Source organism: Agrobacterium sp. 10T429 (genome assembly GCF_056393925.1).
The window spans coordinates 51,844-67,524 of record NZ_JBFTGV010000005.1 but is presented as its reverse complement, the minus strand read 5'-3'; the positions used below and the strand labels follow the sequence as shown (position 1 = coordinate 67,524).

The following is a 15,681-nucleotide window of genomic DNA, read 5'->3' as shown; positions in this document are numbered from 1 at the left end:
TTCATGAAACGGGCATTCCATAATTGTCCGTCTCGTGAATGCACCCGAAGGTGGTGAGACAGAAAGTGGGCGGAGGAGGCCCACTGACATCAGGCTCCCTCAATGCGGGGTCCGAAGGAGGAAGCTTTTGAAAAAACTTGACCTTATCACGATCGGGCGCTCGTCGGTCGACCTTTATGGTTCACAGGTCGGCGGCCGGCTGGAGGACATGGCCTCCTTTGCCAAATATATTGGCGGCTCCCCCACCAATATTGCGGCCGGCGCTGCGCGGCTCGGCCTTGCCAGTGCCGTCATCACCCGCGTTGGTGACGAGCATATGGGCCGCTTCATCCGTGAACAGCTGGTGCGCGAAGGCGTGGACGTACGCGGCGTGAAAACCGACCCGGAGCGGTTGACGGCGCTGGTGCTTCTCGGCATTCGCGACCAGAACCAGTTTCCGCTGATTTTCTATCGCGAGAACTGTGCCGACATGGCGCTCAGCGAAGACGACATCGATCCCGCCTTTATTGCCGAAGCAGGCTGTGTCTGCGCCACCGGCACGCATCTGTCGCATCCGAAGACGGAAGCGGCCGTACTGAAGGCGCTGAAACTTGCCCGCGAAAACGGTGCGAAAACAGCGCTCGACATCGACTATCGACCCAATCTCTGGGGTGTTGCCGGCCATGGCGATGGCGAAAGCCGCTTCGTGGAATCGCAGAAGGTCACCGCCAAGCTGCAATCCACCCTGCATCTCTTCGATCTGATTGTAGGCACGGAAGAAGAATTCCACATTGCCGGCGGCTCGACCGATACGCTGGCCGCACTGAACGCCGTACGCAAGGTGTCGAACGCGACGCTGGTGTGCAAGCGTGGCCCGATGGGTGCTTCGGTTTTCGCCGGCGAAATTCCGGCAAGCCTGGACGATGGCGAGACGGGCGAAGGTTTCCCGATCGAGGTCTTCAATGTTCTCGGCGCGGGCGATGGTTTCATGGCCGGGCTTTTCCGTGGCTGGCTGCGCGGCGAGGACTGGCCGACAACGCTGAAATACGCCAATGCCTGTGGCGCCTTTGCCGTTTCCCGCCACGGCTGCACGCCCGCCTATCCGAGTTGGGAAGAGCTGCAATATTTCTTCAAGGCCGGCATCCGCAACAAGGCGCTGCGCAAGGACGAGGCGCTGGAACAGGTGCATTGGTCAACCAATCGCAAGGGCGAATGGGACACAATGCGCGTCTTCGCCTTCGACCATCGCATGCAACTGGAAGCGATCGCCGACGAACTCGGCATTAAACATGAGCGCATCGGCGCCTTCAAGAAGCTCTGCCTCGAGGCCGCGCAAACGGTCGCCGGTGGCAAGGCGGGTTACGGCATTCTCTGCGATGGCCGCCTCGGACGCGATGCGCTTTTCGCAGCCAGCGGCTCCGGTCTGTGGATCGGCAGGCCGGTGGAATGGCCGGGTTCGCGCCCGCTGACGCTGGAACCGGAACTCGGCAAGGATTTCGGCGGGCTTTCCGAATGGCCGCTGGAAAATGTCGTCAAGGTTCTGTGCTTCTATCACCCGGATGATACCGACGAAATGCGCGCCGCGCAGGAGGAGACGGTGATGCGTCTGTTCCAGGCGACACGCCGCAACCGGTTGGAAATGCTGCTCGAGGTCATTCCCTCCAAGGTCGGCCCGACCGACGATCTGACCGCCGCGCGCATCATCGAACGCTTCTACGAGATCGGCGTTTATCCCGACTGGTGGAAACTGGAGCCGATGAAAACCAAAGCCGCCTGGAAAAATGCCTGCGACGCCGTGCATCGCAACGATCCTTACGTGCGCGGCATCGTCGTTCTTGGTCTCGACGCACCGCAAAGCGAGCTGGAGGAGAGCTTCCGCCTTGCCGCCGGTTTCGATCTGGTCAAAGGTTTCGCGGTTGGCCGCACGATTTTCGCCGACGCCGCGCGGGGTTGGCTCGGTGGCAAGATCACCGATGAGGAAGCGGTGAAGGACATGGCGCAGCGCTATACCAGCCTGTGCCGCATATGGGATGAGGCGCGCGCCAAAAAGGGAGAGGCAGCGTGAAGACAATCAGATTGACGGCTGCGCAGGCTATGGTTCGTTACCTCGCCGCGCAGATGAATGAGCATGGCGAGACCTATATTGCCGGTGTCTGGGCCATCTTCGGCCATGGCAATGTCGCCGGCATCGGCGAGGCGCTTTATGGCATTCGCGAGGAACTGCCGACCTATCGCGGCCAGAACGAGCAATCCATGGCGCATGCGGCGATTGCCTATTCCAAGCAGCTGCGTCGCCGGCGGGCAATGGCGGTCACCTCCTCCATCGGCCCCGGTGCTGCCAACATGGTAACGGCGGCAGCGCTCGCCCATGTCAACCGCCTGCCGGTTCTTCTCATCCCCGGCGATGTCTTCGCCAATCGCGGTCCCGACCCCGTGCTCCAGCAGCTGGAGGATTTCGGCGACGGCACGATGACGGTGAATGACTGCTTCCGCCCGGTTAGCCGTTATTTCGATCGCATCATGCGCCCGGAACAATTGCTGACCGCCCTTCCCCGCGCCATGCGCACCATGACCGACCCTGCCGATTGCGGCCCGGTAACGCTTGCCTTCTGCCAGGACGTGCAGGCGGAAGCTTATGATTATCCCGTCAGCTTCTTTGAAAAGCGCGTCTGGCGGCAACGCCGCCCGGAACCGGATGTGGTGGAATTCGAAGAGGCCGTCGCCGCGCTGAAGGCTGCGAAGAACCCCGTCATCGTTGCCGGCGGGGGTGTGCATTTTTCCGGCGCCACCGAAACGCTGAAGCGTTTTGCGGAAACCCATTCCATTCCGGTCGTCGAAACGCAGGCCGGCAAATCGGCACTGGCGTGGGATCACGATCTCAATTTCGGCCCGGTCGGCGTCACGGGTGCCGAAAGCGCCAATATCATAAGCGAGAAAGCCGATCTGGTGTTCGGCGTCGGCACCCGCTTTCAGGACTTTACCACCGGTTCCTGGGCGCTGTTCAAGAACCCGGACCGCAAGATCCTCGCCCTCAACGTGCAGCCCTATGACAGCGCCAAACACGATGCGATCAGCCTGACGGCGGATGCGAAGATCGGTCTCGAAAAACTGTCGGCCGCCCTTGGCAGCCACCGCTTCACGGCACCGGATGCCAAGCTCAAGGCGGCATGGTTCGAGAAGGCCGATGCCGATACGGCGGCACCGGGTGAGGAAAACGCCAACAGCCTGCCCACCGACATGCAGGTGATCGGCGCCGTGCAGCGCCAGTCGCGCGACAATACCGTCGTCATGTGCGCGGCGGGCACCATGCCGGGTGAGCTGCACCAGTTGTGGAAATCCAAGCTGCCGCTTTCCTATCACATGGAATACGGCTTCTCCTGCATGGGCTATGAGGTTGCCGGCGGCCTCGGCATCAAGATGGCGGAACCGGACCGGGACGTGATCGTCATGGTCGGCGACGGCTCCTATATGATGATGAATTCCGAGCTTGCGACATCGGTTGCCATGGGCGTCAAGATCACGCTCGTCATCACCGATAACAGGGGTTACGGCTGCATCAACCGGCTGCAAATGGAAACCGGCGGCGCGGAGTTCAACAACCTTTACGCCCACACCAACGTCAACCCCATCGCCATCGACTTCGTCGCCCATGCCGGCTCTATGGGCGCGGATGCGCGCAAGGTTTCCACCATCGCCGAGTTGGAAGCGGCGCTTGCGGCTGCTCGCGAATCCAGCCGCACGACTGTCATCGTCATCGATACCGACCCCTATCCGACCCCGCAGGCCGGTGGCCACTGGTGGGATGTGGCGGTACCCGAAGTTTCCGACCGGGCCGAAATCGGACCGGCGCGCGCGCGCTACGAAAACCATATCAAGGAAAGACAGTAAGATGATCCGTTACGGAACCAACCCGATTGCCTGGTCCAACGACGACGACCGCACGCTGGGCGCCCATATCAGCCTTGAACAATGCCTCGACGAAACCGCCAAGATCGGCTTCGACGGCATCGAGAAGGGCCACAAGTTCCCGACTGACCCGGAAGGCCTGAAGGGTGTGCTTGCGCCGCGTAGCCTTTCCTTCGTCTCCGGCTGGCATTCGCTGAACCTTCTGACCGACAGCATCGAATCCGAAAAGAAGGCCATGCAGCCGGCGCTCGATCTGCTGAAAGCCATGGGCTCGAAAGTCATCATCGTCTGCGAGACCTCGAACGCCGTTCACGGTGCCGACGACACGGCGCTGGTTGACCGTCCGCGCCTTGCGGCCGAGGACTGGGCGAAGTTCGGCGCGGGTGTGGAGGCGCTGGCGGCCTATGCTGCCGAACAGGGCATCACCCTCGTCTACCATCACCACATGGGAACCGTGGTCGAGAGCGAAGACGAAATCGACCTTCTGATGAAGCATACCGGGCCGAAGACCCATCTGCTCCTCGATACCGGCCATTGCCTGTTCGGCGGCGGAGATCCCGTGCGCGTCGCGCAGAAATACATGCACCGCGTCGGCCATATCCACGCCAAGAACGTGCGGCCGGTGATTGCCGATCAGGTTCGGAACGAGCGGCTTTCCTTCCTCGAAGGCGTTCGCCGCGGTGTGTTCACCGTGCCGGGTGACAGCGAGGGCGGCGTAAACTTCCCGCCGGTTCTGAAAATTGCCGCCGAGCACAATTACAGCGGCTGGCTGGTCATCGAGGCCGAACAGGACCCGGATGTGCGCAACCCCTTCGAATATCAGAGCCTCGGCCTGAAATCGCTGAAGGCTTTTGCGCGTGAGGCCGGACTGGACAAGGCTCAGGCGGCTTGAGGCCCTTTACTCCCTCATCCCTGTGACAAGCACAGGGATGAGGGAAACGCGGGAATAGCCGCCCGAAAAATTGAACGACTGACCAAAAAGGAACACCAACATGACCTCACTTCTGCGCAAGCCGGTCGCGACAAGCGGCAAGGTGCACGACATCACGCCCCAAAGCGCGGATTGGGGTTATGTCGGTTTCGGCCTTTATCGTCTGAAGCCCGGTGAAACCGCAGCCGAGAAGACTGGCGATACGGAAGTCATTCTGGTGCTTGTCGAAGGCAAGGCGAAGATTTCCGCCGGGGGCAAGGAGTTCGGTGAACTCGGCGACCGCATGAACGTGTTCGAGCGCAAGCCGCCGCACTGCGTTTATGTCCCCGCCGGCTCCGAATGGTCGCTGACGGCCACGACGGATTGCACCGTCGGTGTCTGCACCGCACCGGGTGAAAAAGGTAGCCGCGAAGCGCAACAGATCGGTCCCGATGGCGTGCAACTGACCGAGCGCGGCAAAGGCGCCAATACGCGCTACATTTTCCCCATCGCCATGGAAGAACGCGATGTCGCCGATAGTGTCCTGGTGACGGAAGTGTTCACCCCGTCGGGCAACTGGTCGTCCTATCCGCCGCACCGGCATGACGAAGACAATTACCCCGATATGACCTATCTGGAAGAGACCTATTATCACCGTCTCAACCCGGCACAGGGTTTCGGTTTCCAACGCGTTTTCACCGAGGATGGGTCGCTGGACGAGACCATGGCTGTAGCGGACGGCGATGTCGTGCTGGTTCCCAAGGGACACCACCCCTGCGGCGCGCCTTATGGCTACGAAATGTATTATCTGAACGTGATGGCCGGGCCGATGCGCAAATGGCGCTTCAAGAACCACCCCGATCACGACTGGATTTTCAAGCGCGACAATCCCTGAGGCATGCCAGCGTCCACGGCACCCTCCTCATCCCTGTGCCTGTCACAGGAATGAGGGGCGAGGAAAGTCCGCGTCGCGATTGCCGTAGAGAAAAAAGCAATCGAACGTATTGATTTCATCGTAATGATTTAGGGGAGAAGAGACCATGGCCGCTCTTGGCGTTGGCCTTATTGGCACGGGTTACATGGGCAAGTGCCACGCTTTGGCGTGGAACAACGTCACCAGCGTTTTCGGCGATGTGGAGCGTCCACGACTGGTCACACTGGCAGAGGTCAATCCCGAGCTTGCGGCGAAGAAGGCCGCCGAGTTCGGTTTCGCCCGCTCGACCGGCGACTGGCACGATCTGCTTGCCGACCCTGAAATCGATGTGATCTCGGTCACCACACCCAATGCCTTTCACCCCGAAATGGCGATTGCCGCCCTTGATGCCGGCAAACACGTCTGGTGCGAAAAGCCGATGGCGCCTGCCTTCACGGATGCCGTGAAGATGCGCGATGCGGCCCGCCGTTCGGGCAAGGCGGCGGCCATGGGCTACAACTACATCCAGAACCCTGTCATCCGCCATATGCGCCGCCTTATCGACGAAGGCGCGATCGGCAATGTCTACCATGTCCGTGCGGAAATGGATGAGGACTTCATGGCGGATGCCACCCAGCCCTTCTACTGGAAGAGCGAAGCCTCCTCCGGCTATGGCGCGCTGGATGATTTCGCTGTTCATCCGCTGTCACTTCTGTTTTCCCTTTTCGGCCATGCCGAAAGCGCGATCACCGATATGGTGAAGCCTTACGAGACGCGGCCGCTAAGTGGCGGCGGCGAGCGCGCTGTGGAAACGCATGATCTTGCCAGCGTGCTTCTGAAGCTCGAAGGCGGCATTTCGGCGGTGCTGATCGCCAACCGCTCGGCCTGGGGTCGCAAGGGCCGTATCGCCATCCAGATTTACGGCTCCACCGGCTCGATCCTTTTCGACCAGGAGCGGATGAACGAATTCCAGCTCTACACCACGGACGGGCGCCCGGAGGAGCAGGGTTTCAGAACCATTCTCGCCGCCCCTCACCACAAGCCGTATGACCGCTTCATCCCCGCACCCGGCCACGGGCTCGGCTTCAACGATCTGAAGGTCATCGAGTGCCGGGAACTGATCGCGGCCATCGAGGGCAAGACGGCGCATATCATCGACTTCGAGGAAGGCCTGAAGATCGAGCGCAGCATTCATGCCATGGCCCGGTCCTTCGCCGAGGGACGATGGGTCGCGACGAGTGAGATTGCGGAATAGGCAGAGGCGGGGTTAGCGCGGAACTTTGCCTCTTTCGTCATGCTCGGGCCTGTCCCAAGCATCTGCAACCGATTGATTTAACGCTACGTAGTTGGATCCTCGGGACAAGCCCGAGGATGACGGCGGAGAGGTGTTATCCCTTAACCGGCGTTTCCGGCACCGGCGTCAGCACCTTGCCATCCCTAAACCAGCCGAGAATATTGTCGGCCACCAGATCGGCCATCGCATTGCGCGTCGGGATGGACGCAGAGGCGACGTGCGGCAGCAGGGAAACGTTCGGCAGTGACAGGAACGCTTCCGGCACCTTCGGTTCAGCGTAGAACACATCGAGACCGGCAGCACCCACCGCACCGCTCTTGAGGGCCTGCAAAAGCGCATCCTCATCGACGCTGGAGCCGCGTCCGACATTGATGAACACGCCCTGCGGACCAAGTGCCGAGAGGATTTCCGCGTTGATCGCCTTGTGCGTTTCAGGGGTGCCGGGCACGATGCAGATCAGCGTGTCGACAGCCTGCGCCATCTCCTTTAGCGAACCGTAATAGGTATAGGGCAGGCCGTCGCGCTTGCTGCGGGTATGATAGCCGATCTCCACCTTGAATGGCTCCAGCCGCTTGGCGATTTCCTGGCCAATGCGGCCCATGCCGAACAGGCCGACCTTGCGGCCGCGCAGGGAAAACGGCGAAAGCGCGAAGGGGCCTTCGCCAACCCATTTTCCCTCACGCAGCCAGGTTTCGGCCTGATAGAGACGGCGAACCGTGTTGATCAGCAGCGCAATCGTCGTGTCCGCAACTTCGTCGTTCAGCACATCGGGCGTATTGGTCACCACGATACCGCGCGTGGCGGCATGTTTGGCATCAACGCCATCATAACCGACGCCGAAATTGGCGATGATCTCGAGTTTCGGCAGCGCATCGATCCATTTGGCGTTGACGACGCCTGAAACGGCGATGGCATTAATGCGCTCAGCCGCACCATCAGGCAGAACCGGCTCAGCACCGGCGGGCACTGTCACGATCTCGACTTTGCCTTCGAGGCGTTCGAGCACGCGCGGGTTGATCTTGCCGGGAACGAGAACGACGGCTTGTCTGTCAGACATGGGTGGATATTCCTCCTGATTGCATTCCGATATCGTCAGAGCGGATTCATGGGCGAACCACTCGCCATCCCGCTCTTCTGGGCCGCGATCTTTTCAAACAACGGCGGCCGTGAAAAGGGCAATAAGGGGAAGCTATGGGGGCAGACGGAAGTTTCATGCCGTTTTTTTACGCGCCCGCCTCCGTCATGCCGCACTTGAGGCGCGCGTCGGCGGGGCGCAAAGAGTCTTTCCAGCTCAAGGGCTTGAGCTGGCTGGCTTTAGGCTGAAGGCCGGAATGACGAAAGAGAGGGAAACGCTGCTCAAACCCTCGGACGCACCGGCCCTGTCGACTGGCGGATGCGCATTTCCGGCTTGATGAGGTGCACGCCATCCGGCTCGTGGCTGCCCGCCAGCCTGTCCAGAAGCGCGCGCGCCGCAAGGCGCCCCACCTCGGCCTGTCCATTGGACACCGTGGTCAGCGCCGGCGTGGCGATGGCCGCCTCCTCCAGATCGTCGTAACCCGTCACGGAAATATCCACGCCCGCCACCAGTCCGGCGCGCGAAATGCCGTTCATCAGGCCGATGGCGACCAGATCGTTCCAGCAGACGGCAGCGGTGGGCTTCTGCGGCAGCGACAGGAAATGCACTGCGGCCTCGAAACCGCCCTGCTTGGAGCGTGGGCCGGGAATACGCAGGTTCGGATCGACCTCGATTCCCGCCTTGCGCAGCGCGTTGACATAACCCTGATAACGATCGCGGCCGGTCGAGGTCTGGTCGGTACCACCAACCATGGCGATGGTGCGATGGCCAAGACTGATCAGATGATTGGTCGCAAGCGAAATGCCATAGCTGTCATCGCCGCGATAGGTCGGCATGTCGACGCCCTCGAGCGAGCGGGCCACCAGAATGGCGGGCATGCCGTTTTCCTCAGCCAGCGTCATGTCCTCGATCGGCGTGCCGATGGCGGGCGACATGATGATACCATCAGAACCAAGTTGCAGCAGCGTTTCGATGAAGGTGCGCTGTTTTTCAACCGAATCATAATGGTTGGACAGAATGAAGGTCTGGCGGCTGCGATCCAGCTCGGTTTCGATGGCCTTGAGAATTTCCCCATAAAACGGGTTCATCACATCGTGGAACACCACGCCGATAATGCCGGAGCGCGAAGTGCGCAGGCTGGCGGCCCGGCGGTTGTAGATGTAACCGAGCGCCCGGGCCTGTTCCTTGATCTTGTCGCGAGTGTCAGAGGCGACCAGCGGACTGTCGCGCAATGCAAGGGAGATGGTGGCAGTCGATAGACCGAGGCTTTCGGCGATCGTCGACAGTTTGATCTTTTGTGCCACGGCATTTTTCCCCAAACCCATGTCATTGACAGACGTTTCTGTTTAAATCGCAATTAAACAATTTAAACAAAATCCGCAACCGGTTTAAGGAATATCAACAAAAAGACAGTGGTTTTTTAAAAACTCAACAAATTATTGAAGGTTGGTATCGATCACCTTGAGAAGTTTAACCACCGTCCTGATGTCCTTGGCCGAAAGCCCCTCAATCGCCCGCGCACCGCAATTTGCGATGGATACGTTGATATGTTCGACGCTTTTCAGGCCCGTCTCCGTCAGTTTCACCAGTGTTACGCGGCCATCCTCGTCATCGCCACTGCGCTCCACGAAGCCCTGGGCTTCCATGCGGCCGATGGTTCGCGTCATGGTCGGCGCCTTGACACCAAGTTTCTGGGCGATCTGCCCAGGCGTGAGGCTGCCTTCCTGCGCCAACGCCAGAATAACGCCGTCCTGCCCGGCATAAAGGCCGCTTTCGGCAAGGCTGTGGCTCAGCGCCGTGCGCATGGAACGGGCGGCCTGGGTGATGGATTGCGCCAGTTCCTCAGGGTTGAAATTCTCATCCCTCTTTTTGGCGTCCTTTACTTTCTTGGTGCCCTTGTCCTTTTTGGCGCCCTTGTCCTTATGCCCAGTTTTGTCCTTGCTCATATGCGAGTGCCTTTTACCCTGTGGCGGAACCGATATATGTTGCTGGAAATCCTTACCGAATGCACGCGCGGACTGCCAGATGCCAAACTCATACACGCATTATCACGACGAAAACGTAACAGACCCTCATCTTCGCGCAACAGGTGCAATTTCAGTGCTGCCGCTCGGTGCGCACGAACAGCACGGGCCGCACCTGCCCTTCGAGACAGACACGCTGATTGCGGCGGGCATTGTCTCCCGTTTGGCTGCTGTTTTGCCCGCCAGTCTGCCGGTCTCCTTCCTGCCGGTGGAGCCCGTTGGATATTCCATCGAGCACATGAATGTGCCGGGCACGAAGTCGTTGCGTTACGATGAGGCCGTTGAGCGCTGGCTCGGCATTGCTAAGGCCGAATATGAAAAAGGCGTGCGCAAATTCGTGATGTTGAACGCCCATGGCGGCAATTCGCCATTGATGACCATCGTCGCCACCGAGGCGCGCGCCCGCTTCGGTATGCTGGCGGTCGCCACCAGCTGGACTCGTTTCGGCGTGCCGGTGGATATCGTGAAGCCTGAAGACAAGGCGATCGATATCCATGGTGGCGATATCGAGACGTCGGTCATGCTGGCGCTTTGCCCGGAGCGGGTGGCGATGGAAAAAGCCGCCAACTTCCCCTCCCGCCAGAGCGATTTCGCCAGCCGTTTCAGGCATCTGCGTGCCTATGGTCCACACGCTTTCGGTTGGCTTATGGGCGACCTGAACCCGGATGGCGTTGCCGGAAACGCCGCCGCCGCCTCAGCCGAGAAAGGCGAAAGGATCATTTCCCATGCCGTTTCGGGCCTTGTCGAACTGCTTGAAGACGTCCACGCTTTTGACATAACGTTATTTCATAACAAAATTTGAAAAACTGCGCCGAAACCAGCCAGAATCCCTTTGAACTGCCCGAACGTCGCGCCTATATGGACGTCGACACTTATTCCTTGAGGCCTCAACCGGCCTTTCTCCACGCGAGGTTTCCATGACCGAAACAGCACCAGCCAAGCCCATTCCAGTCACCGTCCTGACGGGATATCTAGGCGCCGGCAAGACGACGCTTCTCAACCGTATCCTGTCCGAGAACCACGGTAAGAAATACGCTGTCATCGTCAACGAATTCGGCGAGATCGGCATCGACAACGATCTGATCGTCGAATCCGACGAAGAAATCTACGAAATGAACAATGGCTGCGTCTGCTGCACGGTGCGCGGCGACCTCATCCGCGTGGTCGAAGGCCTGATGCGCCGGCCCGGCCGATTCGACGGCATCATTGTCGAGACCACTGGCCTTGCCGATCCCGTTCCGGTCGCCCAGACCTTCTTCATGGATGACGACGTGCGCGCCAAGACCGAGCTTGACGCGGTGGTCGCACTTGTCGATGCCAAGCACCTGCCGCTGCGCCTGAAGGACAGCCGCGAAGCCGAAGACCAGATCGCTTTTGCCGATGTCGTTATCGTCAACAAGACCGATCTCGTTTCGCCGGAAGAAGTCGCCCGCATCGAGGATATCGTGCGCGCCATCAATCCCTCTGCGCGCATCTACAAGACCACCCGTTCCGGCGTCGATCTCGCCCGCGTTCTCGACCAGGGCGCCTTCAATCTGGAACGTGCGCTCGAAAACGATCCGCATTTCCTCGAGCACGGCCACGAGGATCACGCATGCGGTCCTGATTGCGACCACCACCACCATGATCATGGGCACGATCACGGCCATGACCACCATCATCACGACCATGATCACGCGCACCACGATCATGACCACGGCCACGATCACCACCACCATGGCGCCGCCTCCCCGATTCATGACGTAACGGTGCAGTCGGTGTCGCTGCGCGGCGGCGAAATGAACCCTGAGCGCTTCTTCCCGTGGATCCAGAAGGTCACCCAGACGGACGGCCCGAACATCCTGCGCCTCAAGGGCATCATCGCATTCAAGGGCGATGCGGAACGTTACGTGGTGCAGGGCGTGCACATGATCATCGAGGGCGATCACCAGCGCCCGTGGAAGGAAGGCGAAAAGCGCGAAAGCCGCCTTGTCTTCATCGGCCGCGAACTCGACCGCGAAAAGCTGGAAAAGAGCTTCAACGCCTGCCTTGCCACGGCTTGACATCCTTGACGGGGCACCGTGTCACCCTTGGTGTTTTCGGTGCCCTTCCTCACTTTCGACGTCATCCTCGGGCTTGACCCGAGGAGCCATTGCGGCCAGCATATGGATGGTCGAGTGATCCCCGGGTATGACCCGAGGACCGACCTTGACGCCACGGGTTGAAACCGCACCAACGGGTCTTCCCGACCTGGTCTGCGACCGAAATCCATCAATGACAAACACATAGACGAAAGACCGATGCCCCATGCCGACTGTTGCCCCGCTTGATATCGAAGGCCACGTGGTCTCGACCCATTTTCTCGGCGACATTCCGCTGTTTGCCACCGCCGCCGGCACCATTCACCGGCTGGATGGCGGCGAGAAGGTCACTGAGGCGCATGAGGGTCTGCTGACCTGCATCCGCGATCCCTATAGCGCCACGCTGCTTTCCGGCGGCGAGGACGGGCGCGTGCTGCGCATTGGCCATGATGGCAGCCTCAGCGAGATCGCCAATGTGCCGCGCAAATGGGTGGGCGTCGTTGCGGGCGGACCGCAGAAGGCGGTCGCTTATGGTGTCGGCAAGTCCAGCTTCGTGCGCCTCTCGGACGGCACGGTCAAGGAATTCAAGGAAGAACGCACGGTGGAGGCAATAGCCTTCGCGCCCAAGGGCCTGCGCATCGCCGTTGCACGCTATAACGGCGTGACGCTGCATTGGGTGGCGAGTGCAGGCGATCCGGTCGATCTGGAATGGAAAGGTGCCCATACCGGCGTCACCTTCTCGCCTGACGGTAAGTTCCTCGTCACCACCATGCAGGAAAACGCCCTGCATGGCTGGAAGATGGAGGCCACCAAGGGCGGCATGGAAGCCCGCCATATGCGCATGACGGGTTATCCCGCCAAGGTGAAATCCGTTTCGTGGTCGGCAAAGGGCAAGTGGCTCGCCTCATCAGGTGCCCCGGCCGCGATCGTCTGGCCGTTTTCTGGCAAGGACGGCCCGATGGGCAAGGCACCCGAAGAACTCGGCAGCCGCGCCAACATCATGGCTACCAATGTCGCTTTTCACCCGCTGGAAGATGTGCTGGCCATTGGCTTCATTGACGGCATGATCCTTGGCGTGCGGCTTGCGGATGGCAAGGAAGCCCTGCTTCGCCGCCCCGGCAAGGGCGCCATTACCGGCATGGACTGGAGCGCCACCGGCAAACTGCTCGCATTTGCCTCCGAGGCAGGCGACTGCGGCATTGTCGATATTTCGGCGTAAGGACAGCAACAGGCGCACGTCCGGTTTCGACGGATGGCTCGATACGGCTCAATATCCGCCCTCATTCCTCTGCTCGTCACGGGAATCTAGCCAGCCCAAGTCCTTGGGCTGAAAGGGGCTCTTTTCGGACGCAGACGCGCATCGACTGGATTCCTGTGACAAGCACAGGGATGAGGGCTGATAGGTGTCAGCGCCAGAAACCTCGGCGTTGTCTCGCTATTCGCTGACCTGACGCCGCGTCAGGAACAGCAGCAGCAGGGCTGCCCCTGCACCAACCGAAGCAAGTCTGATCGACGTACCGAAGCTTGCATATTGCGACACAAACCCCATAAGCGGCACCGCAAACAACCCGGCAAGGAAAATGGAATTCATGTAGAGCGCGGTCGCCCGCGCGGTGCGTCCGCGCGCAAAGCCCTGCACGAAGGTGAGGCACGTGCCGGCGCAAAGCCCGTAATAGGCCCCTTCAAGTGCTGCTCCGAACAACATGGCCGGAAGGGTCTGGACCGAGGCTATGACGTTGAAGGCGACGATTGCCATCACCGCAGAGATGCAAAGAAGGATGCGGGCGCTGACCCGGCGCATGATCCTTGGCGCAAGCAGGATCAGCAGAACCTCCATCGCGCATTTGACGCTGAGCGACAGGCCCGGCACGTAATCCGGCAGGCCCACCTCGCGCACCAGAAATACCGGCAGGGCCGAGGCGCACAGGGCGTGGGCGAAAGACATGCAGAAGCTGGCCGCTGCCGCCATCAACAATGGCAGGTTGCGCCGCGTATCGTTGTCGCCCTCTTTCCGTCGTTCCATCGGGCACGTCTGGCCGCGCGGCACGAAGGCAAGGGCAAGACCGCCCCAGATGGCCGCCATCAGCATGGCATTCATGAACACGGCCTGCGCACCGGCAAGATCGAGGATCAGATAGGCGGCGGCCGGAAGCAGCATCCATGCCAGCGACACCATTGTCCGCAGAAAGGCGTTATAGGCAGGTGCATCCAGTGCTTTTACCCGGCCATAATAGCGACCATAACTGAAAATCAGGGTACTGGCGGCGTTGGAAAGCCCCATTCCCGTTGCCGTCACCGCCACGAGCAATGCCAGATGCCCGGAGGTCGCCGCCGCCGCTGCGATAAAAGCACCAAACACAGAGAGCAGCAGCAATGGCCGCACCCGCACACCGGCATCGACACGTTCGCCATAAGTGCGGCTGGCGATGATCGAAGCAACCATTGCCGTCACGCTGTAGAGACCAAGCGTGGCCGGCGGGTGACCAAGGACCTGTATGATGTAAAAACCGATAAATGGCACAACAGCCGCATTGGTGCCGCCGGCGATGAAGACCAGCACGGCAATCATATAGGCCTGACGATCAAAAACGCCCGGCGAGGTGTTTTTCTGTAGCATGGGAGAATCGACTGGAGATCGGCAGCGGGAAGTGGATTGATGCCACCATCACACCAAAAGGGTATGCTGTTCAAGCCCGAGCGGAAGGCGATGTGTGTTTTCGTTCCTCACGAAGCACACCACCCCTGTTTCCTTAAGCACCGGGGCGTCGCAGCGCTTGCGCCGCCCCTTGTCGAAGACGGAAAAACCGTCAGAACTTCACGCCAAGGCCAACCTTGACGACATGTTCGCTGACATCGCCGGTCGAAGTGATCGGACCGGTATGGTAGGTTGCCTTGCCGAAGTCGTTGTAACGATATTCGACGCGTCCAAACAGGTTGTTGGTAAAGGCATAGTCTACACCCGCGCCGACCGTCCAGCCGTGCAGCACCTTGCTGTCCTCACCGAAGGGCGCCTTCACTTCGCTGTCCGTCGCGGTGTAGCCGGCAGCGGTGTAGATCAGCGCCCGGTCGATCGCATAACCGGCGCGCAGACGCGCGGAGCCGTTCAGGCCTGCGGAAACCTCGCTGGTGACGATGGTCTTGTCGCCCCAGGCATAACCGAGATCGCCCTCGACACCCAGAATGATGGAGGGGGCCACTTCAGCGTTATAACCAGCGAAACCGGAAAAACGGCCGCCGTCAAATTCATGCTTCGTGGTGACACCGAAAGTGGTCGACTTCACGCGGTTCCAGCCATAACCGGCGGAGGCACCGACATAAACACCGTCCCAGGAAAAGGCAGGCGCAACATCGTTGACGACCGGTGCCGCTGGAATATCGCCGACGGCGTCGGCGGCAACGGATGCGTCAGAAAGAATGCCGAGCAGGCCGAGGGCGAGAAGAGATTGTTTCAACATGCGATAGCTCCTTGAAAATACCATCCCGGCACCTGCGTGATGCGAGTTTTCGCGACCAGAAACGC

The 15,681-nt window shown here is 60.3% G+C and carries 13 protein-coding genes; 8 read left to right on the top strand and 5 right to left on the bottom strand.

The genetic code is table 11. From position 1 onward, the window contains the following. The first annotated feature begins 127 nt into the window (after positions 1-127). From AC1DCP_RS13350 to AC1DCP_RS13330, 5 genes are all read left to right on the top strand, one after another. Complete coding sequence (locus AC1DCP_RS13350) at positions 128-2,044, top strand: bifunctional 5-dehydro-2-deoxygluconokinase/5-dehydro-2-deoxyphosphogluconate aldolase (RefSeq protein ID WP_035200205.1); 1,917 nt, start codon at positions 128-130, stop codon at positions 2,042-2,044. Continuing rightward, positions 2,041-3,867 carry a 3D-(3,5/4)-trihydroxycyclohexane-1,2-dione acylhydrolase (decyclizing) gene (iolD, locus tag AC1DCP_RS13345; RefSeq protein WP_035200203.1) on the top strand — a complete coding sequence of 609 codons (1,827 nt, stop codon included), beginning with the start codon at positions 2,041-2,043 and terminating at the stop codon, positions 3,865-3,867. Before AC1DCP_RS13350 ends, iolD begins: the two co-directional genes overlap by 4 nt. A gap of 1 nt (position 3,868) precedes the next feature. After that, positions 3,869-4,777: a myo-inosose-2 dehydratase gene (iolE, locus tag AC1DCP_RS13340; protein ID WP_060642660.1), complete on the top strand. Its 909-nt coding sequence runs from the start codon at positions 3,869-3,871 to the stop codon at positions 4,775-4,777. Positions 4,778-4,877: 100 nt separating this feature from the next. Further along, positions 4,878-5,690 (top strand): 5-deoxy-glucuronate isomerase, encoded by an 813-nt coding sequence (gene iolB / locus AC1DCP_RS13335; RefSeq protein ID WP_476774314.1) that lies wholly within the window; start codon positions 4,878-4,880, stop codon positions 5,688-5,690. Between the two features lie 145 nt (positions 5,691-5,835). Then, complete coding sequence (locus tag AC1DCP_RS13330) at positions 5,836-6,963, top strand: Gfo/Idh/MocA family protein (protein WP_060642661.1); 1,128 nt, start codon at positions 5,836-5,838, stop codon at positions 6,961-6,963. Between the two features lie 133 nt (positions 6,964-7,096). Here AC1DCP_RS13330 and AC1DCP_RS13325 read toward each other — a convergent pair whose 3' ends face one another. The 3 genes from AC1DCP_RS13325 to AC1DCP_RS13315 form a co-directional block, all read right to left on the bottom strand. Beyond that, entirely contained in the window at positions 7,097-8,059 is a 963-nt protein-coding gene (locus AC1DCP_RS13325; protein ID WP_013762344.1) for a 2-hydroxyacid dehydrogenase, read from the bottom strand. Between the two features lie 299 nt (positions 8,060-8,358). Further along, the gene (locus tag AC1DCP_RS13320; protein WP_004430963.1) at positions 8,359-9,381 is read right to left on the bottom strand and encodes a LacI family DNA-binding transcriptional regulator; all 1,023 of its coding nucleotides are present in this window, start codon (positions 9,379-9,381) and stop codon (positions 8,359-8,361) included. A 132-nt stretch (positions 9,382-9,513) separates the two neighbouring features. Then, positions 9,514-10,023, bottom strand: a complete 510-nt coding sequence (locus AC1DCP_RS13315) for a MarR family winged helix-turn-helix transcriptional regulator (protein ID WP_004430960.1) — start codon at positions 10,021-10,023, stop codon at positions 9,514-9,516. A 79-nt stretch (positions 10,024-10,102) separates the two neighbouring features. On the opposite strand from AC1DCP_RS13315, the gene AC1DCP_RS13310 reads away from it, so the two are divergent. The 3 genes from AC1DCP_RS13310 (at position 10,103) to AC1DCP_RS13300 (ending at position 13,380) form a co-directional block, all read left to right on the top strand. Continuing rightward, a complete protein-coding gene (locus AC1DCP_RS13310) occupies positions 10,103-10,903 on the top strand; it encodes a creatininase family protein (protein WP_060642662.1) in 801 nt (266 codons plus the stop codon). Between the two features lie 115 nt (positions 10,904-11,018). Continuing rightward, a complete protein-coding gene (locus AC1DCP_RS13305) occupies positions 11,019-12,143 on the top strand; it encodes a CobW family GTP-binding protein (protein ID WP_004430957.1) in 1,125 nt (374 codons plus the stop codon). A 244-nt stretch (positions 12,144-12,387) separates the two neighbouring features. Further along, entirely contained in the window at positions 12,388-13,380 is a 993-nt protein-coding gene (locus AC1DCP_RS13300) for a WD40 repeat domain-containing protein (RefSeq protein WP_013762340.1), read from the top strand. Between the two features lie 216 nt (positions 13,381-13,596). On the opposite strand, the gene AC1DCP_RS13295 is transcribed toward AC1DCP_RS13300, so the two are convergent. Both AC1DCP_RS13295 and AC1DCP_RS13290 read right to left on the bottom strand, forming a co-directional pair. Then, complete coding sequence (locus AC1DCP_RS13295; RefSeq protein WP_013762339.1) at positions 13,597-14,778, bottom strand: MFS transporter; 1,182 nt, start codon at positions 14,776-14,778, stop codon at positions 13,597-13,599. A gap of 190 nt (positions 14,779-14,968) precedes the next feature. Further along, on the bottom strand, positions 14,969-15,616 hold the full coding sequence (locus AC1DCP_RS13290) for an outer membrane protein (RefSeq protein WP_004430952.1): 648 nt from the start codon (positions 15,614-15,616) through the stop codon (positions 14,969-14,971). Between the last annotated feature and the right edge of the window lie 65 nt (positions 15,617-15,681).